The following is a 20,669-nucleotide window of genomic DNA, read 5'->3' on the forward strand; positions in this document are numbered from 1 at the left end:
AGCAGTGTCCATTATATTGCCTGTATATCTAGCTTAGCCACAGTGGGGGCTTTGACACCCACCAAGTGAGTACAAATCCTTAAAAATTTTAAGATATATTGTGAATGGTAAATTTTTTTATAGTTTAAGGGCGCAAATTATGCTCTCCCCCCCACCCATTCCCTCCCGTACTGATGCTTTGCCCCGCTTTCCCTGGCGCTGGCTGGTGTTCGTGGTGTTGGCAGGGGTATTGGTAGTGCTGCTATGGCTGTGGTGGTTTCCCCCTGCCGATGCCTATACCCGATCGGTGTTATCCCTCAAGGGGGACGCGGAAAAGGGACGGTCGATTTTTGTCATGAATTGTGTACCCTGTCATGGGCAGTGGGCGGAAGGGGAAGTGGGTCCCAGTTTACATGGGGTGGCAAGGCACAGGTCGAGACAACAGTTGGTACATCAAATTATCAGCGGTGAAACGCCCCCCATGCCTAAGTTCCAAGCGGAACCGCAAATGATGGCGGATTTACTGGAGTACCTCAATCAGCTTTAGTTCCTGCCAGACCCGATCGAGGAGTTGATCAATCCCTGTGCGCGTAGCAGCGGAGATAAGGAGAGGGGGAAAACCGAGAATATCGGCAAACTGGGCTTGCCAGTGGTGGGGGTCTGCTACTGCATCGATTTTGTTGAGGGCAAGGATGCGTCGTTTTTCTGGTAAACCGTGACCATAGGCGGCTAGTTCCTTGAGGATTGTGTGATAGTCACCGATCGGGTCAGGAGCTGTCAGATCAACCAAATGGATGAGCAAGCGCGTTCGTTCGATGTGGCGGAGGAAGTCATGGCCTAGTCCTACGCCTAGGTGGGCACCCTCAATCAGCCCAGGAATGTCAGCAAAAACTACGCCATCGCCATCGGGTTTGGAGACTACCCCTAAATTGGGAACTAGGGTGGTAAAAGGATAATCGGCAATTTTGGGGCGGGCTGCTGAAACAACCGAGATAAGGGTGGATTTGCCCGCATTGGGTAAGCCAATAATACCCACATCCGCTAGGAGTTTTAGTTCTAGCCGCAGATGCCGCCGTTCCCCTGGCAAGCCCGGCAGAGCATATTCAGGAGCGCGGTTGGAATTGCTAAGGAAATGCTGATTGCCTAAGCCCCCCTTGCCCCCCTTGGCTACTACCAGTTCCTGTCCTGGCTCTGTGAGGTCTCCCAAAATCTCGTCCCGATCGATGTCAATTACCACTGTGCCACAGGGCACTCTGATGCGGGTATCAGCGCCATTTGCCCCCGTCATGTTGTTGGGACCACCCCGTTTGCCAGGTTCCGCCTTAAACACCTTCTGGTAGCGAAAATCTAGGAGGGTTTGCAGGTCATGGGTAGCCACGAGAATCACGGAGCCACCCCAACCGCCATTGCCCCCTGAGGGTCCCCCCGCTGGCACATACTTTTCCCTGCGGAAGGCCACAATACCGTCGCCCCCCTTGCCCCCCTGCACAATAATTTCCGCTTGGTCAATGAATTGCATCGCTGTAGTTGGCCAACTGCAATAGCAACTGCCAATGCTCAGGACTGACAGGTACAACCGACAAGCGGCTGTTAGTGAGCAAAGCAAACCCGACAAAACCAGGGTGAGATTTAATTTTAGCCAAACTAACGGGCTGGGGGAGAGGCGCTACCTTTTCCAGGTCAAATACTACTAACTTAGGGTCATTGTGTTGGGGGTCGGGATAGGGAGCAGAAATTACTCTGGCAATTCCGACTGCCCGCCGCTCTTCTCCCGTGTGGTAAATCAGGGCTAAGTCCCCCACTTGGATGGTCCTGATGTATTTCAAGGCTAAATTGTTCGCCACCCCGTCCCAAACGGTAGTCCCATCCCGATCGAGGTCACTGTAACTGTAAACGTGGGGTTCCGTCTTCAGCAGCCAGTATGCCATCTAAGCCTTGGGAGTGAGGAGCTTGACTTGAGCGATCGGGGCACGACAGTTATCGCCCAGCAAATAGGCATAACCATCAGCAGTTTTCACCCCCACACAGGGATAGAGGTACACAAACAAATCCCCTAGGTTTTCATCAATTAACAGCTGGAATTTGGGCAGACCCTCAATCATCTCCCCCTCTAGGAAATTTTCCTTGGGTGTTTGGCGCAGGAGGGAGGTAAACGTAAAAGTGTCGTTGACTTGGGCATATTCCTGGCGCTTACCCCAGTCTAGTAGTTCGTAGGTAATTGCAGACCCGATCGTAGTTGTCCAAAATGCCTTGGTTGTCAATTCCTGTGACGCTTGCTGTGCCTGCTGGGCGAGGACAGACCGATCGATGTTGTCCCAGCCGTACATAGTAAGTACCCACTCATAGCTTTTACCGTAGGGTTGCACCAAAACTGTTACTGTATTACTGTAAGCACTATCTGCAGGCAAGCGGGAGAGGGCAGGACCTACCTGCCAGTCCAAACGACGATAGAATTCCTCCACAGCTTCCAGTTCCGCTCGGATTGCCAGCCATGCCCATTGGGTAGTTTTGCCCTGCAGCCAGGTGAGATAGTCGATATAGCCAACGGGGGGCGCTTCCGCGTGTACCTCAATTTTGCGCATAGCCAACCTGAATATTAAGTTGTTTTAAGTTATTCTACCTTCTTTAAGCACAGGGCAAATCTCTAGGTTAGACTTGGGAGTAATTCTTTACCAAAAGAGGAGCAATCCCTAATGTCTCACACTGTAAAAATTTACGATACCTGCATTGGTTGCACCCAGTGCGTCCGTGCTTGCCCCTGCGATGTGCTGGAGATGGTACCCTGGGATGGCTGCAAGGCTGGTCAAATTGCGTCGGCTCCCCGTACAGAGGACTGTATTGGTTGCAAGCGCTGTGAAACTGCCTGCCCCACCGACTTCCTCAGCATTCGCGTTTACCTGGGGGCGGAAACTACCCGCAGTATGGCTCTGACCTACTAGCTATCATTGCGCGGGGGGGAGTGCTAGCAGTTACTCCTCCTTGCTTTGTAGCCAGTATTTGACTTGTTGTTCCACATTGGCAATATCGATCGGCTTAGGGATGTAGTCATTACACCCCGCTGCCAGAGCAGATTCGCGGTCTCCCTTCATAGCATGGGCAGTGATCGCAATAATGGGAGTTTTATTACCACTTTGACGGATTTGGCGGGCAATTTCCCAGCCATCTACTTCGGGTAGGGCGAGGTCGAGGAGGATCAAATCCGCCCGATGTTTTTGCAGCCAAGCAAGGGCATCTTTGCCATTGTTGATACACACTAATTGGTAGTCATCCTCGAGGACTTGTTTGAGGAGGATTTGGTTGTCGATGGAGTCTTCAATAATCAGAATCAGACGGTTTATGTCAGTTCTCCTTCTACTTCCAAGCGACTAAATTCCCCTACCCTGGCAAATGTGTCTGCCAGTTGGTCAGTGATCGCTGATTCTACCCACCCCAGCTGCCGCAGGACATAGATAGCAACTGCCTGTTTTGCTCGCTTGCTGCCGTCAGCAACTTTGATAGCGATGCCTAGTCCTTCTGCTATCTTACCTAAGCACTGTAGGCCCTCTGCACCCGATTTGCTTAGAATTGTCCCTCCAGTTACCGTCATCACTTCTGTATCAAACTCTCCCTTCCCTGCTACCAGTTCGGGATAGGTGGTCATGGCTCTAGCAATGCGCTCTAGGTGCAAGTGTTCATAGCCTGACAGAAAGGCGTATAAACTAGCCAGTTGACCAATCTCCAATAGATAGGTGGGAGCCGTACAGTCATCATGGGCATACACCAGTTCTGCAGGGGGCATATGCAATAGTTCCCCTAGTTTTTCCCGAATCAGTTGTTGGACAGGGTGGTCGCGGTCAGTGTAAGTGGCAATATCCCAGTTCTGCTGGCGACAAACGGCTAGCATCCCCGCATGTTTACCAGAACAGTTGTGCTGTAGGGAGCTGTCCCGATCGCCTTTGGGGCATTTGAGGTATTCGGGCTCCACATCACACTGCCAGAGAATGTGGAAGACAAGGCGACTCTGTTCGATCGTTCCCTGGTGAGACCCACACATAAGGGCAAGGTGACGATCGTTGAGATGGAAACGGTCTAGAGTACCAGTGGTAACAACGGGGAGAGCTTGAATGGGTTTAAGGCAAGAGCGGGCAAAGATGGGGTGTTCAAAGTCACCAGCAGCAGCAATGATCCGACCGCGGTGATCGGCAACCGCCACATCACAGTAGTGAATAGATTCGGTGATACCCTCTCGCAACAGACGAACTACCAAGGGGGCAGAGCGGGGGCGACGGCTCATGTAGTCCTCCGGGGCGAAGCGCTAATAGGGGCAGGCAGTTTAAGGTAGGGGAGTGGTAAGCAGGGTAAATTATGGAATCCCAATATTGGCAGTACCGCGAAGTATCTATTCACTACGTGCAGTTGGGAAGTAATCCCGACTATCCCCCCTTGTTGTTGGTACATGGGTTTGGCGCTTCTACGGATCACTGGCGTAAAAATATCACAGAACTGGGGCAAGAGTTAGAGGTATGGGCAATTGACCTACTGGGGTTTGGCAGGTCACAGAAACCACGCTGGCGTTACTCCGCTGATTTGTGGCGGGATCAGCTCCTCAATTTTATCAAAGAGAAAATCCAACGACCGACCATTTTAGTAGGAAACTCCTTAGGGGGCTACGTCTCCCTGTGCTGTGCTGCTGATGCCAAGGAATGGGTGGCAGGTGTTATCCTCCTCAACAGTGCCGGTGCCTTCAGTGATTCTACCCCCCTCGGTGCCCAACCCCCAAGTCCTTGGACAAAGTTGCTCCGATCGGCTATCCGCGCTCTCCTGCAGCAGTCTTGGTTTAGTTATCTCCTCTTCCAATTTGTGCGGCAAAAATCGCAAATCCGCAAAACTCTGTTACAGGTCTATGTCGATAAGTCAGCTGTGACAGAACAGTTAGTGGAGGAAATCTATCGCCCCTCCTGTGACCCAGGGGCTGCCCATGTCTTTGCCTCGGTCTTTACCAGCCGCCAGGGACGTACGGTAGACCAACTACTGCAGACTATAGATTGTCCCCTACTGGCTATCTGGGGCACCGGTGACCCCTGGATGGACTGTGCTACTAGGAGTCAAAAATTCCGCACCTATTACCCCGACCTGCAGGAAGTTTTTCTCCCCGCTGGGCACTGCCCCCATGACGAAGCACCGAAAGCAGTCAATGAAGCAATTCGATCGTGGCTGCGGACCTGTGTTAGAGGCTGTACCGTTCCCTAAACAGTTGTTTAACTTTTTCTAATTCCACCGCCATCCGTTCCAGAGTGATAGCTAGGGAATCGATCTGCTGGGCTTTCGCCTCCCTTTCCAAGTTGACTGCCAGGGTTTGCATCTCTTGCGCTCCCACATTAGCACTTGCCCCCTTGATGTGGTGTGCCTCCTTGGCTACCCTATCCCAGTCTGTACCCCTCTGTGCTAGCTTGGCTGCTTCCAGGTGTAGTTCCGTGTCCTCTATATAGACTTGCAGTAGTTCTGCTTCAAAGTCCCGATCGTTGTCCGAGACAGTTGCCAGGTAGTTGAGGTCAATACTATGCATCTCAGGGAGTAGGCTGAGGAGTTTCAGAGGCTACAGCTATGGCTTCTCCTACACCACGGCGGACTTCTGTACCGAATTGTTCCAGTACCACAGAGGGAGTCAAGCCAGTTATGTCAATTGCTTTCACCAACACCTTGCCATCAGCAATCCTCTGACCAGGACGAATTGTGCGGCTAGGCAAGCGGTCACCAGGTATACTGGCGATTGCCAACACTTCGGAACCAATTTGCAGAACTCCCGCAATACGCACTTGCTTGGCTTCCACAGGCTCCGGCGGCGGTGGAACTTCACTGGGAGCAGCAATTGGTTCTTTGACAACAATTGTACCCCTCGGTGCTCTGGGGGGACGGGGGCGGGGTGGCGGAGCAGCTGTTGCCTTAGGCGGTGGCGGGAGCGGTGGAATTTGTGCATCCAGTTCTTGGAAGGGGTCCTTCCTCCCTTCAGTAGCTTTTAGTTGCTTGAGCCGTTCTTCCCGATCGATGGGGTCAATCAAATCAACAGGAGGTTGCACAATAGGGGGCGCGGTGAAGGGTTCAGCCATAGTGACTTTAGGTAAGGGCTTAGCTTCAGCTACCTTATCTTCTGCGGCAGGAATAACACAGGGCGGTATATTAGTCGCACTGCAGAAGCGTAATTGCTTGTTATTAGCTAATTCTCGCACCTGTTGACAGATTTGCCCTAAATTCCGCCTCTGCGTTTTAATTAGTCTGGGTTTGGGAATATTCTCGAAAGCTTCACGAGTGATATTGCCGTCTTTGTCAAAATAAACCGAACACTCCCTCGTCACCTCTTCGTTGGGGTCTCCACAGGCACTCAGTAGTCCCACTAGCATCAGCCCCATTGCCACGGCGGAATATTTGCGCATACCTGACTTCAACTCCTTCGCCACGATTCTAGTCCCTTGGGGCAGATTTGGCAACCATAAAAAGTCATTCCTCTTGGTCAAGACCATGGGTGAATTCAGCATTGTTTTGTTCCAAAATGACAAGAGGACGCTCACTAACTTCGATCGTTTTTACCAGCACTTTGTTATCTGCTAAACGCTCCCCTTCTGTGACATATTGGGTTGTACCGCCCGGCACAGACACAATCGCATAGTTTTTGCCGCCAATTGCCATAGCGCCCATGACTCTGATCTTTTCTGCTTCTAGGGGGGGAGGCGTGGTTTTTTCCACCACAGTTGGGGCAGGTAATTCTTCTTTTTGTGCTGGCACAGGAACTGTGGGTCTAGGGGGTAATTGTGGCATTGGGGGAGGGGGTAATGCTGTGGCAAAGGATGGGGGTTCAGGAGTTGTCTCTGGTATAGGTAGTTCCTCAACCACCGCAGGTGGACTCGCTAAATTAAAGGAAGGAATGCTACTTACTTCTCCTTTGGCAAACAGCACACCTGAATATCGAGGATTTGTTTTTACAGACTTATTTTTACCAGAATCTGCCAGGTTAGGCAGTTCACCCGATCGGTCAATTCCTGAAAACAGCAAACTGTGGAGAATCCCTATCCCTATAACACAAGCCCCAATTGCCACATACCTCTTCATTGTTTTGGGCACCTAAACCATCACCCTATTCCCTACTACAAAAGGCAAAAATTGTAAAGGCTTACCTCTAGTTTCACTGATAATTTTACCCTGGGCATAGACCACCTGACCATTGACGATTGTATATTGGGGAAATCCTGTTAACCGCCAGCCAGTAAACGGGCTCCAACCGCATTTTGTCTGTAATTGTGTAGTTTCTACTGTTTGCCAGCGGTTAAGATCAACTAAGACTAAATCGGCATCCCAACCAACTCTAATTTCCCCTTTGCGGGGAATGCCATAGGCTATAGCCACATTGCGACTCAACCAATTACTCACTTGGAAGAGAGTGCATTTGCCCTGGACAGCGGCTGTCAACATTAGAGGGAGAGAAGTCTCTACCCCTGGCATACCTGAGGGGGAGTGGGGGTAGGGTTTGGCTTTTTCCTCTAGGGTGTGGGGAGCATGGTCAGTAGCAATAAAATCTAGAATACCGTCCTGTAATCCCTGCCAGAGGGCAGCGTTATCTGCTTCCGATCGCAGAGGCGGGTTCATCTGGGCTAGGGTGCCTAGGGTCTCGTAGGCAGCGGTATTGAGAAATAGGTGCTGGGGTGTAACTTCGGCGGTGATCCAGGGAGCCTTGTACTGGCGGAGGTAGTCCACTTCTAACTTAGTGGAGAGATGGAGAATGTGCAGACGACGACGATACTTAAGGGAGAGATGTACAGCTTTAATGGTGGCTAGCAGAGCGGCTTGATCGTCTTGGATCAGGGAATGTAAACAGGGGTTAGCTGCCGGGAGATTGTCCAGTATTGCCGCTCGTCTCTGGCGAATACGCTGTTGGTCTTCCGCATGCACGGCAATTAGACGACTACCCTGGGCAAAAATTCGCTCTAACAACTCGTCGTCATCTACTAGCAAATCCCCGTGCATTGACCCCATGAAAATCTTGATGCCGCAACAAGGCTCTACCTTCTCCAGTTCCTCTAGGTTGTAGCTGGTGGCACCGATGAAAAAACCGTAGTTGACGATCGATTTTTCCCTGGCTCTGCGCAACTTATCTTCTAAGGTAGCCTGATTGACCGTGAGGGGTTTGGTATTGGGCATTTCCAAAAAACTGGTCACTCCCCCCCTAGCGCAGGCATAACTAGCGGTCTGTAAATCTTCTTTATGCTCCAACCCTGGCTCGCGGAAATGCACCTGGGGGTCAATTACTCCTGGCAGTAGAGTCAACCCCGTGCCATCAATTACCCGATCGGTCTCTAGGGCAATCTCTTCCCCAATTTGGGCTATCTTTTCTCCCTGTACTAGCACATCCAACTGTTGCACTGTCCCTGTTGGCAGGAGGACATGACTACCGCGAATTAACAAATCCTGCATGGCCAGCTACCTTGACTCACTCTATTTTATTGTGGTAGATTTTTAGACCGTTGACAAAATAGCCCCTATGCCCACGATTCAGCAACTGATTCGGAGTGAGAGAACCGCTTTAAAGCAAAAGACCAAATCCCCTGCCCTTAAAGCCTGTCCCCAGCGGCGGGGAGTCTGCACTAGGGTTTACACCACCACCCCCAAAAAACCCAACTCTGCTTTACGTAAAGTAGCGCGCGTACGTCTTACCTCTGGGTTTGAAGTAACAGCCTACATACCTGGGATTGGTCATAATTTACAGCAGCACTCCGTAGTTCTGATTCGGGGCGGACGGGTTAAAGACTTACCCGGTGTACGTTACCACATCATCCGGGGCACCCTGGATACCGCAGGGGTCAAAGACCGCAAGCAAGGGCGCTCCAAATATGGGGCAAAACGACCTAAACCAGGACAAGCCGCTGCTCCCACTGGCAAGAAGAAGTAGGAGGTGAGAAATGTCCCGTCGTAATCGTGCTATCAAACGTGTAACTCCCCCTGAGCCTGTTTACAACAGTCGCCTAGTTAATATGCTCATTAAAAGGCTGATGCTCAACGGCAAGCTGGCCCTGGCATCCCGTATTGTCTACAAAGCTTTGGATTTGGTGGGTCAACGCACAGGTAATTCGCCCCTAGAGGTCTTTGAGCGGGCAGTCCGCAATGTCACACCCCTGGTGGAAGTCAAGGCAAAGCGAGTAGGGGGAGCCACCTATCAAGTGCCAATGGAAGTGCGCAGCGATCGAGGTGTTTCCCTTGCCCTACGATGGATTATCCAGTATGCCCGTCAGCGCAATGGCAAGGGGATGATCATCAAGTTGGCAAACGAGATTATGGACGCTTCCAACGAGACAGGGGGAGCTATTCGCAAGCGGGAAGAGACTCACAAGATGGCAGAAGCCAACAAAGCCTTTGCCCACTACCGCTACTAAAGGCAGTTTGTGCTATTCTTTATACTGGTTTCAGATTTTCGCCCTGTGACGAGGACAACAACGTGGCAAGAACTATCCCCCTAGAGAGAGTACGCAACATTGGTATCGCCGCCCACATTGATGCGGGTAAGACGACGACAACGGAACGTATCCTGTTCTACTCCGGTCTCATCCACAAGATGGGGGAGGTGCATGAGGGTACATCGGTCACCGACTGGATGGCACAAGAGCGGGAGCGGGGTATCACCATTACAGCAGCAGCTATCAGTACCGCCTGGACTATAAGAGACCCCAACAACCCCAGTCAGCCCTTGCCTGGTGCACCAGAACATAGGATTAACATCATCGATACCCCTGGTCACGTTGATTTCACGATCGAAGTAGAGCGATCGATGCGGGTACTAGACGGGGTGATTACGGTTTTGTGCTCGGTAGGTGGTGTACAGCCCCAAACAGAAACGGTGTGGCGGCAGGCAGACCGCTACAGGGTGCCCCGCATTATCTACGTCAACAAGATGGACAGGACAGGGGCTAACTTCTTCAAGGTGTATAACCAGGTAAGGGAACGGTTGCGGGCTAACGCTGTGCCTATCCAGATTCCCATTGGCAGCGAGTCTGACCTCAAAGGCATTGTTGACCTAGTGCGGATGAAAGCCTACATCTACTACGACGACCTGGGTAAAGACATCAGGGTAGAGGAGATTCCTAGCGAAGTCAAAGAAGTGGCTGAAGAGTATCGGGTCAAGATGGTGGAATCGGTAGTAGAAACTGACGATGACCTGATGACCAAGTACCTAGAGGGAGAAGACCTGACAGAGGAAGAGATTAAAGCAGCTTTGCGCAAAGGGACAATTAACGGCACGATCGTGCCCATGCTATGTGGTTCCTCCTTCAAGAACAAGGGGGTACAGTTACTCCTGAATGCAGTGGTGGAGTACTTGCCATCCCCGATTGATATTCCCGCAATTAAGGGCAAATTACCCGATGGCACAGAAGTGGAGCGCAAAGCCAGTGACGAAGAACCGATGTCTGCCCTGGCATTCAAGCTGATGAGTGACAAATTTGGTGACCTGACCTTCGTGCGCATATACTCAGGGGTGATGACCAAAGGCTCCTATGTCCTCAATGCCAGCAAGAATAAGAAAGAACGAGTATCCCGCCTAGTGGTGTTGAAGGCAGATGAACGGATTGAGGTAGATGAACTGCGGGCGGGCGACCTAGGGGCAATTATTGGTCTGAAGGACACCACCACAGGCGACACCCTCTGCGACGAAAGCGCGCCTGTCATTCTGGAATCCCTGTTTATTCCTGAAGCGGTGATTTCCGTAGCAGTGGAACCCAAGACCAAAGCCGACATGGACAAACTGTCAAAGGCACTGCAAGCACTGTCCAAGGAAGACCCCACCTTCCGTGTTTCTCTGGATACAGAGACCAATCAGACAATTATTTCGGGAATGGGTGAGTTACACCTTGAAATTCTGGTTGACCGCATGATGCGGGAATTCAACGTAGAAGCCAACGTGGGTGCACCCCAGGTAGCTTATCGGGAGACGATTCGCAAGCCTGTCAGTCGTGTAGAGGGCAAATTCATCCGCCAGAGTGGTGGTAAGGGACAGTATGGTCACGTAGTGATTGACCTGGAACCAGGGGAACCAGCCAGTGGGTTTGAATTCGTCTCCAAGATTGTCGGTGGGGTGGTACCCAAGGAATATGTGCCAGCAGTGGAGCAGGGGATCAAAGAAACCTGTGAATCAGGGGTACTGGCAGGGTATCCTTTGATTGATATTCGTGCTACCTTAGTGGATGGTTCCTACCATGAGGTAGACTCTTCGGAAATGGCATTTAAGATTGCCGCATCGATCGCCCTCAAAGAAGCAGTGATGAAGGCATCACCAGTCCTGCTGGAACCCATGATGAAAGTAGAAGTGGAGGTACCAGAGGATTACATTGGTACTATAATAGGAGATCTCAACTCACGGCGCGGACAGATCGAAGGACAAACCGTAGAGATGGGAATTGCCAAGGTGACAGCGAAGGTTCCCTTAGCCCAGATGTTTGGCTATGCAACGGACATTCGCTCTAAGACTCAAGGTAGGGGCATCTTCACTATGGAGTTTAGCCACTACGAAGAGGTACCTCGGAATGTTGCCGAGACTATCATTGCTAAAAGCAAATCCAAGGAATAATACATAGTAGGAAGGAAGGGACAACTCAAACAATGGCACGCGAAAAATTTGAACGGAGTAAGCCTCACGTTAACATTGGCACGATCGGTCACGTTGACCACGGCAAGACTACTCTGACTGCGGCTATTACCATGACTCTGGCAGCAGCAGGAAAGGCGAAGCCAAAGAAGTACGATGAAATTGATGCTGCTCCTGAAGAGAGAGCGCGGGGGATTACAATTAACACTGCCCACGTAGAGTATGAAACGGAGAAGCGGCACTACGCCCATGTTGATTGCCCTGGTCACGCTGACTATGTGAAAAACATGATTACGGGGGCAGCTCAGATGGACGGGGCAATTTTGCTAGTGTCAGCAGCGGATGGACCTGAACCCCAAACCAGAGAGCATATTCTCCTTGCGCGCCAGGTAGGTGTACCACGGATGGTGGTGTTCATGAACAAGGCAGACCTGATGGAGGGGGAAGAGGAGTTGATTGAGCTAGTGGAGCTAGAGGTGAGAGAACTACTTAGCTCCTATGGTTTTGATGGAGACAATGTGCCCATCATTCTTGGTTCTGCCAAAAAAGCCCTTGACCATATGCTGGAAAACCCTAACACTCAGCGGGGGGAAAATCCCTGGGTAGATAAGATTTGGGAACTAATGGATGCAGTGGATGAGTACATTCCTACGCCTGAACGGGATGTTGACAAACCTTTCTTGATGGCAGTAGAAGATGTATTCTCCATCACAGGTCGGGGTACAGTAGCCACGGGGCGGATTGAACGTGGTCGGGTTAAGCTGGGTGATCAGGTGGAACTGGTAGGGATTAAGGAAACGCGCAGCACCACAGTTACAGGAATTGAAATGTTTAAGAAGACCCTGGACGAAGGTATTGCTGGCGACAACGCTGGTCTACTACTGCGCGGTATGCAGAAGGACGATGTACAGCGAGGTATGGTGCTAGCAAAGCCTGGCTCAATTACGCCTCACACGGAATTTGAAGCACAGGTATACGTCCTGACGGAAAAAGAAGGCGGTCGCAAAACTCCTTTCTTTGCCGGCTATCGTCCCCAGTTTTATGTGCGCACTACCGATGTAACAGGAACAATTAAGTCCTTTACGGCAGATGATGGCAGTCCAGCAGAAATGGTGATGCCTGGTGACCGCGTGAAGATGACAGTAGAACTGATTAATCCTATTGCCATTGAGCAGGAGATGCGCTTTGCTATCCGTGAAGGCGGTCGTACAGTTGGTTCGGGAGTAGTGACTAAGATTCTTAAGTAGTATTGCCCGTGGTTACGGAGAAGTCAGACCAGCCTTAAGATAAAAATTTAGGGTTGGTCGACTTTATCTTGGAAAGGGTAGCAGCTTTAGGGTTAGACGTAGGACGGAAACGCATTGGTGTAGCAGGCTGTGATGGCTTGGGTCTGTTCGCCTGGGGCATCACCACGATCGAGCGCAAGAGCTGGGCACAGGACATGGCACAACTAGAGCAGATCGCCAGGGAGCGCCAGGTGGATGTTCTGGTAGTAGGGTTGCCCTACAACATGGACGGTAGTTTGGGGTACCAGGGGCGGCAAGTACAAAAGTTCGCTGAGCGTTGTAGTGAGTATCTCAAACTACCTGTTGAGTATGTGGATGAGCGGCTGACTTCCTACATGGCAGAACAACTCCTGCTTGAGGAAGGTGTTTCCCCTAGAGAATACAAAGCCCTTGTCGATCGCAAAGCAGCGGCAATTATTTTGCAGCAGTGGCTCGATCAGCGGCGAAAATAGGGTAGATTTTTATTATTATCTAGGAAATGGGTATGGAGTCGGAAATCGTTACTTTGAAAGATGAACAGGGAAGGTCACTGTCTTGTATTGTGGAGAAAGTTTTGCCTGTGGAAGATGAGAAATATCTCCTACTCCAACCCGTCGACCCCTGTGTGTATATTTTTGGCTGGGAAGGAGAAGGGGAGGAAAGTGCCCTCAAAGATTTAGATGACGAAGAGATAGACGTAATTTTTCCCACTGCCCAGGCGGTCTTGGCAGAATTAAATCTCAATTTGCTGCGCACCGCTTTTAGCTTGACAGTGGAGGGAGATATTCCCGAACCAGAGGAAGAAGACATTTATGTCCTCAATGAAGACGAAGAAACCTATGAAGAGCTACAACAACTAGCCAGTTTCTTCCATGAAGAGCAAGAATATGCCATTTTTGTTGCCCTAGAGCCGATGATTTTTTTTGCCAAATACAACGATAGGCAGGAGTTGGAAATCCTGGGAGAAGAGGAACTAGAAAATCTACAGATGCACCTAGAAGCTCTGATGCTTGATGAAGCGGAAAACGCTTAAGCCGGGCTTATGGCTACTCTGTCTCCTGTGGGGATGGTTAGCAGGGTTACTGTGGCGGACAGGGACAGCTGCGCCCCAGGGCAACAGGCGTGTAGTGCGGCTCCATGTGCCCGCTAATACTCCCACCCAAGCACTGATTCAGGAATTGAGAGCCCAGGGGTTAATCCGATCGCCATGGGCAATGCGTCTATGGCTGCGGTTGACGGGGCAGGGCATTCAAGCAGGGACTTACGACTTGGCCAGCAATCAATCTCTTTTCCAAGTGGCAGGGCAATTGCAAAAGGGTTTTGTTGCCACTAATCGAGTCACTATTCCCGAGGGCTGGCGGATTGAGGAGATGGCAGCACACTTTGCCAGGTTGGGCTACTTCAGCAGCAGAGAGTTCAAACAGGCAACCCAGCGGGCTACTGCTCAATATTTTCCCGACTGGCTACCGCCCGAAGTGGATACCCTAGAGGGTTTTCTGTTCCCTGATACCTATGAATTGCCTTTGCAGGGGGTCACTGCCTCTGAGGTGGTGAAAATGATGACCGATCGGTTTGCTGCCGTTGCTTTACCCCTCTATCGGGAGAAAAATCAAACTAACCTTTCTTTAGTGCAGTGGGTAACTTTAGCCAGCATTGTGGAGAAAGAGGCTGTTTTGGACAGGGAACGCCCCACAATAGCAGGGGTATTTTGGCAGCGCTTACAGCGGGGCATGAAATTGGAAGCTGACCCCACGGTGGAGTACGGGTTAAACATTAAACAGACTCCTGAGGCACCCCTCACCCTGGAGCAGGTGCGTACCCCTCACCCCTTCAATACCTATGTCAACCCTGGCTTACCCCCCCACCCCATTGCTGCCCCTGGGTTAGCTAGTCTGCAGGCAGCCCTTGCCCCCCCCCAGACAGATTTTCTGTTTTTCGTCGCTCGCTACGATGGCAGCCACATATTTAGTCGTACACTGGAAGAACACGAACAAGCAGTGGCAAAGATAGCTGAACAGTTCCCTGGGCAATGAAAGTCTGGCAATTACTAGTCCCTAAACTAGTGGTGAAGCAGCCCATCTGGCTGCTGGATGTGAATTCATTGCAACAGAAGGGCATCAAGGGCATGGTGCTAGATGTGGACAATACGCTCCTGGGCAACAGGGAAGTGGAAGTTTCCCCAGCCGTGCGCCACTGGGTAAAACAGGTGCGCCAACAGATGCCCCTTTGGTTGGTCAGTAACAATTGTTGGCACAAGCGCATCAAAACCATCGCTGACTCGTTGGAACTACCTTTCTATGCCAGTGCTGCCAAGCCGTCCCGACGGTGTGTAAAAAAAGCGATCGTGGCAATGGGTCTGGAACCTGCACAGGTGGCAATGGTAGGTGATCGGCTGTTGACGGACATCTTAGTGGGGAATCGCCTTGGTATGTACACAATCTTGATTCAGCCCCCCGCCCCTGTAGAAGGGACATCCCGTCTAGTGCGAGAGGGGGAATTTTGGTTAGCCCGCCTATTTAACGCCAATTATCCCAGTTGTTATTGAAAATTGAGGTATCGGGAAACCTAGTGGGATTGCCATTACTGTTGAGAATTTGTTGTAGTTCTTCCAGCAGGGGTTCCGATCGGGGCAAGTCATCTACCAGCGTGTAGGGCAGGATACCCTTGCGTAGGGCAAAATCAGCGGTAGTACCAGCGGCAGCCCCCGATGACCACTCAAAACTGTGCACACGATAGGCGGCAGCAGCAATGTGACTAGTAGCTATACTTTTGCCGGCTACAATTAAGTTGTCAATTTTCTGGGGAATCATGGCACGGAGGGGAATTTGGAAGGGATAGGCTGATCCTTGGGCACGGCGTTCCCCTGGGCGTTCCCGATTGCCTGGCAGCTCCACAGGGTATTTTTCCATACAGGGGTGAAAGTCAATGGCGTAATGCCCAATTCCCACTGAGTCCACAAAAATGGTGGAACGGGACCGTTTTTTCACCTGTTCAGGCTTGACCTGTCCTGTAATGACTGTAGCACTCTCTAAGCCTGCCAAGATCGCCATTACACTGCGGTACTGTGCGGGAGTCAGCACTTGCCGATAGTAGGGGTCTGTGTAGTCGCGGCGGGAGATGTCTAGTTCCGTCACAGTGAAGCCCTGGGGATGCCCCCAACCAGGACGACCAATGATGCGTCGACTTTCGCGGATGTAGGGGTACTTAGACAAACCATGGGCTGTATTCATGGGGCTGGCAAACCCCTCTAGGTAACGGATGTTGGGATAGGGCTTCTTCACACCATCTCCCAGCTGGGAATCCGTTGTGCCTGAATGCAACCAGTGAAAATACCCCCTAGCCAGGAGTTCCCCCTGCCTCAGAGTTTCTACCCGCAGTCCCCCCTGCCAGCCCCCAGGTTTTAGTTGCCCCAGTTGCTGCAGTTGGTCTCTGGTGTAAATGAGGTTGTCCTTGCTGGTACCCGGACGGTAGTCGTTGCCCCATGTCCAGTTTTGCATGGAAATATCCCCCACCACGATCGCATCATCGCGCTTGAAGTCGGCAAAGGGGAAATTGCGTTCAAATCTTTCTGGGGTAGGGGTGAAAATGCGCCGATAGGTGAAGACAAAGGGAAAGCTAGCCAGATTGGGCAGTTCGTAGCTGTAGTAGGGAGCATAGCGCTGGTAAAAATCAGGTAGGGGAATCTCTTGAGGTTGGGCGGTGGCTTCCATGGCAAAAGTGTAGGTGAACCCCTGCGTGCAGTAGGGGTCAGGAACAGCACTAGAGGAGGAAGGTTCTAACACCGATCGGGCATCAATACCTAACCTATAGGGGACATCCGCTAGGGCAACAATCTCGCCTGTCTCCGTCGCTTCAATGACAAATTGGGGGATAACACGGGTGATAGTTTTAGTGAACCGCGGAGAGTTCTCATAGCTGTAAGCCTCCGGCAGCAGTTGGGACAGAGGCAGGGTATTGAGGGGAAAAGCACCTGGAGCAGGGGTGTGGGTGATGACAATTGCCGATCGGATTTGTCTGTCTTTAATTTCCAAGTCCTTCACTACGGAGGAGAGGAGAAGATGAAGTTTCCCCTTGCCCTTTTGTTCTGCCTCTTGCAGCATAGCGAGAATAATTTCATGGCCATCCTTGGGCAAAAAGCAAGCAGCACTTACCCAGCAGCCGCCAGGATTCTGTCTGCCATACCTTTGCACAATCCGATCCCGTAGTTCCCGATAACCCCGATCGAAAAATAATAGCTCCCTTTGGGTCGGTCGTTCATCTAGGGCTGCAGTACCCTGGGCGGAAATCTGTCCCCCTACCCAGTCTGTGATCTCCGTTAGGCAAACCGTCCTACCGGCAAGGAGCGCTTCATAGGCAGCCCCCGACCCCGCTAACCCACCCCCTACAATCAAAATATCGCAGCGCAACTCCCGATCGATTCTCTGCCCCCAGGCAAACAACGGACAAACTGCCACCAGGAACCCTAGCCCTAACCAACGCTGTAACAATTCCTTGCTCCTCCCTAGCCCAAAATCGGGTCTATGATACAACAGACCTTACATCCTGTCCCAGCCTTCAACCAGGCTCACACAAGCTGACAGTCTTAGTATTAGTAGCTAAGCGGAGTGTCAAAGCAGTTTGACGAGGGGCTGCTCTGCCAGGAGTGTTTTACCTGTCTGTAAGTCCACCACTGTTAAACGGAGGTTTCTCTGATTGTCCACATAGAATGTCAATTTGACCCGATCGATACCTGGCTGGCCTGGGGGATCAAGTTGGGCAATTTGCGGTTGGCTTTCGTTGAGAGGCACAGCCCGAAAATAGGGTTGGTCTAACAGGCGGTTAATCAGTTGTCCCCGTTCAAAAATAATTTCCGTCGTGGCTTCCCCCAGTTCGCCAATGATTAGTTCTATGCCAGTTTGATCGGGACTAGAGGCACCCAAAATCAGTTCGTAGGTGAGGGGATAGGTCTGTCCTTTCTTGATGATGGGATGCCAACTGTGCTGTTTTAATCGCTTGTCCCAATACCGTATGCCGTAGTCATGGTACAGCCGGTCTTCCAGTTCCCATTCCCCTGCTTTGAGTGCCCCTAAAGCAATCGCTTCTAACGGTCTGTCGCATTCTACTTTCTCAGCTGAAAATTTCTGCTTGACCCATGCCTGCACTGCTGGCAGTAGAGATGTGCCCCCCACTAATAAAACCCGATCGATTTTCTCTAGGGGGATTTTGCCCACTGCCTGTTCTAACCGCTGGAAAAAGTGCTTTTCTGTGAGTATCTGTTGCAAACCAGCACGATCGAGTTCTAATTCTCTATCTTGCCAGGGAACGGCAGCACTCTCCTGCTGGGAGAGAGTAATTTTTAACTGTTCTGCTAGCTGTAGGGTCTCATTGGTGCAGGGCAGGTCGGGAAAATGTTGCACAATCCACCGATCGATGTCTAGCCCCCCCAAATTCTGTCCTACTTTGGCTATTATTCTGGCACTGGGCTTGAGTTTGGTCTCTTTTCTGTGATACCAACGGAGAATATTTCCCCAGCCTAAATCCCGATCGGGGGGTTGCCTTTCTACCAAAACTATATCCAAGGTGCCACCACCAAAATCTATCACTAACAGACGGGACTGCTCCTCCGGCACACCATAACCCAGAGCTGCTGCTGTCGGCTCATCTAAAATCCGCACCTGGTCAGTATTTGCTACACTCGCCAGCCAAGCCCCATAGGTTTCATAACTATCGATCGGGACGGTGAAGACTAACCGGGAACAATCGATCAACTGTTCTAAAATCCGTTGTAAAAAGCGCTGTCCCAACCACTCAAAGCTAATTTCCCGTCCCTCAATCTGGGGTAAAAAACCAAACTTCTGTCCAATCCCCCGCTTAATGCCAGCAAAACAGTGGGGATGCTTCTCCCAACCCCTTGCCTTTACTTCCTGACCGATGTAACAACGCTCGACCGTTTCTACATAAATCAAACTGGGAATCAGAGGGGCATCAGGAAGGGATAGACCTGGTAAAGATAGACAAGTATTGTTGCAGGCAACGACGGTGTTGCTGGTACCAAAATCGATGGCGTAGAGCATCCTACAAAAACTTCATACTAATATCCAACCAATGGGAACGACTCATCATGGCACTGGTGGAAATATAGTCTACACCCAGTTCTGCCACCGATCGGATGTTGTCTAGGGTGATATTACCCGACACTTCAATTTTAGTGTGGGGAGCAGCACGGCGAATCATCTCCACTGCTGTCCGCATACTGGCGAGATTCATATTGTCCAGCATGATAATGTCTACTTCCAGGGCGAGGGCTTCTTCCACCTGGTCAAGGGTTTCCGTTTCCACTTCAATCACCGTCGTAATTGGTAGCTTTTGCCGCACCTGATAGACCGCCTGGGTAATAGAACCAACAGCCCGAATGTGGTTGTCTTTGATAATTACAGCTTCATCCAGACGACTGCGATGGTTTTTGCCACCTCCCACTAAAACGGCGTATTTCTCCAATGCCCGTAGACCAGGGGTCGTTTTGCGGGTATCTACTAGTTGCGCGGAAAAATCTCTAATCTCCTGTGCCAACAAATAAGTAGTAGTGCTAATCCCTGACAGACGCATGACGCAATTGAGAGCTACCCTCTCCCCCATCAACAAAGCAGCGGTTTTGCCTTCAATTGTGCATAAAATTTTCCCCTGTTCTAACCACTGCCCTTCCTGACAGGCAATAATAAAGCGAGAATTGGGGTCAAGGAGTTGAAACACCCGCTGGGCAATCCCTAAACCACAGACTACCCCTTCCCCTTTAAGTAGCCACTTGGCGACATGCACTGCCTCAGGGAACTTCAGCGCCTGAGTCGTGCGATCGGCAAAGCCTATGTCCTCTGCCAGCCATTCCAAAATTAAACGATCGAGTAATGGTGGGGGGGGTAGCATCTTACCTCTCCGTCAAGGACTGCCAGTCTTGCCAGGTTAAACCCCGTTGTAGATAGACAGGGGCAGCAGGATTGTAGGGTGCTCTTACCCGATCGATCGTTTTCAGTTCTGCACCAGGGGGAATGACAGGTTCCTCGGGATTAGCAGGCGTGGGATTGGTCAAAGAGCTAGTAAAACCTCGAAAGACAATTAGTTGTTGCTCTTCGTCATCTACCACGATCGTGACCAGCAGGGCTTCGTCTTTGTGCTTGGTTGTGTATTCTTCCAGTTGTCTTTCCAGCATCATTATTCGCCTGTCCCTGTTGATACTTTACCCCAAATCTGGGGTTCCGTGCCCGCGAGGATGCGTTGGATGTTGCTACTGTGCCGCCAGATGACAAACAAACCTGCTACCGTTGTTAACAGCAAGTAGGGCAAACGACCATCAAGGAAATAAAACAGAACAGGGGTGGCAAAGGCTGCCAAGATGGAACTGATAGAGACCGTCCGCCAAATCAACAAACTCACACCCCATACCCCAAAGGCAACAAGGGCTACCTTTGGATTTAAGGCAAACAGGACTCCCAAGCCACTGGCTACCGACTTGCCTCCCTGGAAACCCAACCACACCGATCGGCTATGCCCCAGCACCACCATTAGAGCACTGCCCACCACCCACCAAGAATGCAAAGGGTAGTTAGGAAAAAGCTGACCCCAGTGCAGAGCCAGCCATACGGCACCATAGCCCTTGAGGGAATCAACTAGCCAAACAAATACCCCTTCTTTTTTGCCAATCACTCGCCAGACATTGGTTGCCCCTGTCGAACCAGAACCGTGTTCGCGAATATCAATCCCCTTGACTTTTCCTACTAGATAGCCTGTCGGAATTGAGCCTAACAAATAGGCAACCACTAAGCAGATCAGACCACTGGTATATTCCATAG

The 20,669-nt window shown here is 51.1% G+C and carries 25 protein-coding genes; 11 read left to right on the plus strand and 14 right to left on the minus strand.

From position 1 onward, the window contains the following. Positions 1 to 139 precede the first annotated feature (139 nt). On the plus strand, positions 140 to 526 hold the full coding sequence (locus NZM01_05235; protein ID MCS6959433.1) for a cytochrome c: 387 nt from the start codon (positions 140 to 142) through the stop codon (positions 524 to 526). Here the strand turns inward: NZM01_05235 and obgE are convergent. Genes obgE through NZM01_05250 form a run of 3 tightly spaced genes read right to left on the minus strand, consistent with a single transcriptional unit; the run spans position 500 to position 2,561 of the window. Next, positions 500 to 1,498, minus strand: coding sequence for a GTPase ObgE (gene obgE, locus NZM01_05240; protein MCS6959434.1), 999 nt, complete (start codon positions 1,496 to 1,498; stop codon positions 500 to 502). The genes NZM01_05235 and obgE overlap by 27 nt on opposite strands. Beyond that, a complete protein-coding gene (locus tag NZM01_05245; protein ID MCS6959435.1) occupies positions 1,485 to 1,907 on the minus strand; it encodes an EVE domain-containing protein in 423 nt (140 codons plus the stop codon). The genes obgE and NZM01_05245 overlap by 14 nt, the downstream gene beginning before the upstream one ends. Continuing rightward, entirely contained in the window at positions 1,908 to 2,561 is a 654-nt protein-coding gene (locus NZM01_05250) for a hypothetical protein (protein MCS6959436.1), read from the minus strand. 111 nt (positions 2,562 to 2,672) lie between these two features. On the opposite strand from NZM01_05250, the gene psaC reads away from it, so the two are divergent. After that, entirely contained in the window at positions 2,673 to 2,918 is a 246-nt protein-coding gene (gene psaC, locus NZM01_05255) for a photosystem I iron-sulfur center protein PsaC (protein ID MCS6959437.1), read from the plus strand. Between the two features lie 30 nt (positions 2,919 to 2,948). Here the strand turns inward: psaC and NZM01_05260 are convergent, their stop codons facing one another. Further along, entirely contained in the window at positions 2,949 to 3,296 is a 348-nt protein-coding gene (locus NZM01_05260) for a response regulator (GenBank protein MCS6959438.1), read from the minus strand. 17 nt (positions 3,297 to 3,313) lie between these two features. Further along, positions 3,314 to 4,252 carry an asparaginase gene (locus NZM01_05265; GenBank protein MCS6959439.1) on the minus strand — a complete coding sequence of 313 codons (939 nt, stop codon included), beginning with the start codon at positions 4,250 to 4,252 and terminating at the stop codon, positions 3,314 to 3,316. 71 nt (positions 4,253 to 4,323) lie between these two features. Between NZM01_05265 and NZM01_05270 the strand changes: the two genes are divergently transcribed. Continuing rightward, positions 4,324 to 5,208 (plus strand): alpha/beta fold hydrolase, encoded by an 885-nt coding sequence (locus tag NZM01_05270; GenBank protein ID MCS6959440.1) that lies wholly within the window; start codon positions 4,324 to 4,326, stop codon positions 5,206 to 5,208. On the opposite strand, the gene NZM01_05275 is transcribed toward NZM01_05270, so the two are convergent. The 4 genes from NZM01_05275 to NZM01_05290 are packed head-to-tail and all read right to left on the minus strand — an operon-like array spanning position 5,186 to position 8,421. Then, the gene (locus tag NZM01_05275; protein MCS6959441.1) at positions 5,186 to 5,524 is read right to left on the minus strand and encodes an Hpt domain-containing protein; all 339 of its coding nucleotides are present in this window, start codon (positions 5,522 to 5,524) and stop codon (positions 5,186 to 5,188) included. The genes NZM01_05270 and NZM01_05275 overlap by 23 nt on opposite strands. A gap of 1 nt (position 5,525) precedes the next feature. Beyond that, positions 5,526 to 6,491, minus strand: coding sequence for a hypothetical protein (locus NZM01_05280; GenBank protein MCS6959442.1), 966 nt, complete (start codon positions 6,489 to 6,491; stop codon positions 5,526 to 5,528). Continuing rightward, positions 6,454 to 7,062, minus strand: coding sequence for a hypothetical protein (locus tag NZM01_05285; protein ID MCS6959443.1), 609 nt, complete (start codon positions 7,060 to 7,062; stop codon positions 6,454 to 6,456). Before NZM01_05285 ends, NZM01_05280 begins: the two co-directional genes overlap by 38 nt. 12 nt (positions 7,063 to 7,074) lie before the next feature. Continuing rightward, positions 7,075 to 8,421, minus strand: coding sequence for a dihydroorotase (locus tag NZM01_05290; protein ID MCS6959444.1), 1,347 nt, complete (start codon positions 8,419 to 8,421; stop codon positions 7,075 to 7,077). A 67-nt stretch (positions 8,422 to 8,488) separates the two neighbouring features. Here NZM01_05290 and rpsL point away from each other — a divergent pair, with 67 nt between their 5' ends. The 8 genes from rpsL to NZM01_05330 all read left to right on the plus strand — a co-directional run bounded on the left by rpsL (position 8,489) and on the right by NZM01_05330 (position 15,391). Next, positions 8,489 to 8,896, plus strand: coding sequence for a 30S ribosomal protein S12 (gene rpsL / locus NZM01_05295; GenBank protein MCS6959445.1), 408 nt, complete (start codon positions 8,489 to 8,491; stop codon positions 8,894 to 8,896). Between the two features lie 10 nt (positions 8,897 to 8,906). Next, a complete protein-coding gene (gene rpsG / locus NZM01_05300; protein ID MCS6959446.1) occupies positions 8,907 to 9,377 on the plus strand; it encodes a 30S ribosomal protein S7 in 471 nt (156 codons plus the stop codon). Positions 9,378 to 9,439: 62 nt separating this feature from the next. Further along, on the plus strand, positions 9,440 to 11,563 hold the full coding sequence (gene fusA / locus NZM01_05305) for an elongation factor G (GenBank protein MCS6959447.1): 2,124 nt from the start codon (positions 9,440 to 9,442) through the stop codon (positions 11,561 to 11,563). Positions 11,564 to 11,595: 32 nt separating this feature from the next. After that, complete coding sequence (gene tuf / locus NZM01_05310) at positions 11,596 to 12,828, plus strand: elongation factor Tu (GenBank protein ID MCS6959448.1); 1,233 nt, start codon at positions 11,596 to 11,598, stop codon at positions 12,826 to 12,828. Between the two features lie 68 nt (positions 12,829 to 12,896). Next, complete coding sequence (gene ruvX / locus NZM01_05315; GenBank protein MCS6959449.1) at positions 12,897 to 13,319, plus strand: Holliday junction resolvase RuvX; 423 nt, start codon at positions 12,897 to 12,899, stop codon at positions 13,317 to 13,319. Positions 13,320 to 13,351: 32 nt separating this feature from the next. Beyond that, positions 13,352 to 13,879: a DUF3727 domain-containing protein gene (locus NZM01_05320; GenBank protein ID MCS6959450.1), complete on the plus strand. Its 528-nt coding sequence runs from the start codon at positions 13,352 to 13,354 to the stop codon at positions 13,877 to 13,879. Beyond that, positions 13,860 to 14,879, plus strand: a complete 1,020-nt coding sequence (mltG, locus tag NZM01_05325) for an endolytic transglycosylase MltG (protein MCS6959451.1) — start codon at positions 13,860 to 13,862, stop codon at positions 14,877 to 14,879. The genes NZM01_05320 and mltG overlap by 20 nt, the downstream gene beginning before the upstream one ends. Next, positions 14,876 to 15,391: a YqeG family HAD IIIA-type phosphatase gene (locus tag NZM01_05330; GenBank protein MCS6959452.1), complete on the plus strand. Its 516-nt coding sequence runs from the start codon at positions 14,876 to 14,878 to the stop codon at positions 15,389 to 15,391. Before mltG ends, NZM01_05330 begins: the two co-directional genes overlap by 4 nt. Here NZM01_05330 and NZM01_05335 read toward each other — a convergent pair. The 5 genes from NZM01_05335 to plsY form a co-directional block, all read right to left on the minus strand. Then, the gene (locus tag NZM01_05335) at positions 15,363 to 17,300 is read right to left on the minus strand and encodes an FAD-dependent oxidoreductase (GenBank protein ID MCS6959453.1); all 1,938 of its coding nucleotides are present in this window, start codon (positions 17,298 to 17,300) and stop codon (positions 15,363 to 15,365) included. The genes NZM01_05330 and NZM01_05335 overlap by 29 nt on opposite strands. Before the next feature lie 153 nt (positions 17,301 to 17,453). Further along, positions 17,454 to 18,899, minus strand: a complete 1,446-nt coding sequence (locus NZM01_05340; GenBank protein ID MCS6959454.1) for an Hsp70 family protein — start codon at positions 18,897 to 18,899, stop codon at positions 17,454 to 17,456. A 1-nt stretch (position 18,900) separates the two neighbouring features. After that, on the minus strand, positions 18,901 to 19,746 hold the full coding sequence (gene nadC / locus NZM01_05345; GenBank protein ID MCS6959455.1) for a carboxylating nicotinate-nucleotide diphosphorylase: 846 nt from the start codon (positions 19,744 to 19,746) through the stop codon (positions 18,901 to 18,903). 1 nt (position 19,747) lies between these two features. Beyond that, positions 19,748 to 20,032 (minus strand): hypothetical protein, encoded by a 285-nt coding sequence (locus NZM01_05350; GenBank protein ID MCS6959456.1) that lies wholly within the window; start codon positions 20,030 to 20,032, stop codon positions 19,748 to 19,750. Then, positions 20,032 to 20,667 (minus strand): glycerol-3-phosphate 1-O-acyltransferase PlsY, encoded by a 636-nt coding sequence (gene plsY / locus NZM01_05355; GenBank protein MCS6959457.1) that lies wholly within the window; start codon positions 20,665 to 20,667, stop codon positions 20,032 to 20,034. Before plsY ends, NZM01_05350 begins: the two co-directional genes overlap by 1 nt. Positions 20,668 to 20,669: the final 2 nt, after the last annotated feature.

Source organism: Pseudanabaenaceae cyanobacterium SKYG29 (genome assembly GCA_025055675.1).
In the GTDB taxonomy this organism is placed as follows: Bacteria; Cyanobacteriota; Cyanobacteriia; order Pseudanabaenales; family Pseudanabaenaceae; genus M5B4.

Coding starts and splice junctions, on each gene's coding strand:
- rpsG (MCS6959446.1), top strand. CDS start 8,907: ATGTCCCGTCGTAATCGTGCTATCAAACGTGTAACTCCCCCTGAGCCT.
- NZM01_05275 (MCS6959441.1), bottom strand. CDS start 5,524: ATGCATAGTATTGACCTCAACTACCTGGCAACTGTCTCGGACAACGAT.
- NZM01_05330 (MCS6959452.1), top strand. CDS start 14,876: ATGAAAGTCTGGCAATTACTAGTCCCTAAACTAGTGGTGAAGCAGCCC.
- rpsL (MCS6959445.1), top strand. CDS start 8,489: ATGCCCACGATTCAGCAACTGATTCGGAGTGAGAGAACCGCTTTAAAG.
- obgE (MCS6959434.1), bottom strand. CDS start 1,498: ATGCAATTCATTGACCAAGCGGAAATTATTGTGCAGGGGGGCAAGGGG.
- NZM01_05250 (MCS6959436.1), bottom strand. CDS start 2,561: ATGCGCAAAATTGAGGTACACGCGGAAGCGCCCCCCGTTGGCTATATC.
- nadC (MCS6959455.1), bottom strand. CDS start 19,746: ATGCTACCCCCCCCACCATTACTCGATCGTTTAATTTTGGAATGGCTG.
- NZM01_05350 (MCS6959456.1), bottom strand. CDS start 20,032: ATGATGCTGGAAAGACAACTGGAAGAATACACAACCAAGCACAAAGAC.
- NZM01_05245 (MCS6959435.1), bottom strand. CDS start 1,907: ATGGCATACTGGCTGCTGAAGACGGAACCCCACGTTTACAGTTACAGT.
- plsY (MCS6959457.1), bottom strand. CDS start 20,667: ATGGAATATACCAGTGGTCTGATCTGCTTAGTGGTTGCCTATTTGTTA.
- NZM01_05290 (MCS6959444.1), bottom strand. CDS start 8,421: ATGCAGGATTTGTTAATTCGCGGTAGTCATGTCCTCCTGCCAACAGGG.
- NZM01_05265 (MCS6959439.1), bottom strand. CDS start 4,252: ATGAGCCGTCGCCCCCGCTCTGCCCCCTTGGTAGTTCGTCTGTTGCGA.
- NZM01_05285 (MCS6959443.1), bottom strand. CDS start 7,062: ATGAAGAGGTATGTGGCAATTGGGGCTTGTGTTATAGGGATAGGGATT.
- NZM01_05320 (MCS6959450.1), top strand. CDS start 13,352: ATGGAGTCGGAAATCGTTACTTTGAAAGATGAACAGGGAAGGTCACTG.
- psaC (MCS6959437.1), top strand. CDS start 2,673: ATGTCTCACACTGTAAAAATTTACGATACCTGCATTGGTTGCACCCAG.
- NZM01_05280 (MCS6959442.1), bottom strand. CDS start 6,491: ATGCTGAATTCACCCATGGTCTTGACCAAGAGGAATGACTTTTTATGG.
- mltG (MCS6959451.1), top strand. CDS start 13,860: ATGAAGCGGAAAACGCTTAAGCCGGGCTTATGGCTACTCTGTCTCCTG.
- NZM01_05235 (MCS6959433.1), top strand. CDS start 140: ATGCTCTCCCCCCCACCCATTCCCTCCCGTACTGATGCTTTGCCCCGC.
- NZM01_05270 (MCS6959440.1), top strand. CDS start 4,324: ATGGAATCCCAATATTGGCAGTACCGCGAAGTATCTATTCACTACGTG.
- tuf (MCS6959448.1), top strand. CDS start 11,596: ATGGCACGCGAAAAATTTGAACGGAGTAAGCCTCACGTTAACATTGGC.
- NZM01_05340 (MCS6959454.1), bottom strand. CDS start 18,899: ATGCTCTACGCCATCGATTTTGGTACCAGCAACACCGTCGTTGCCTGC.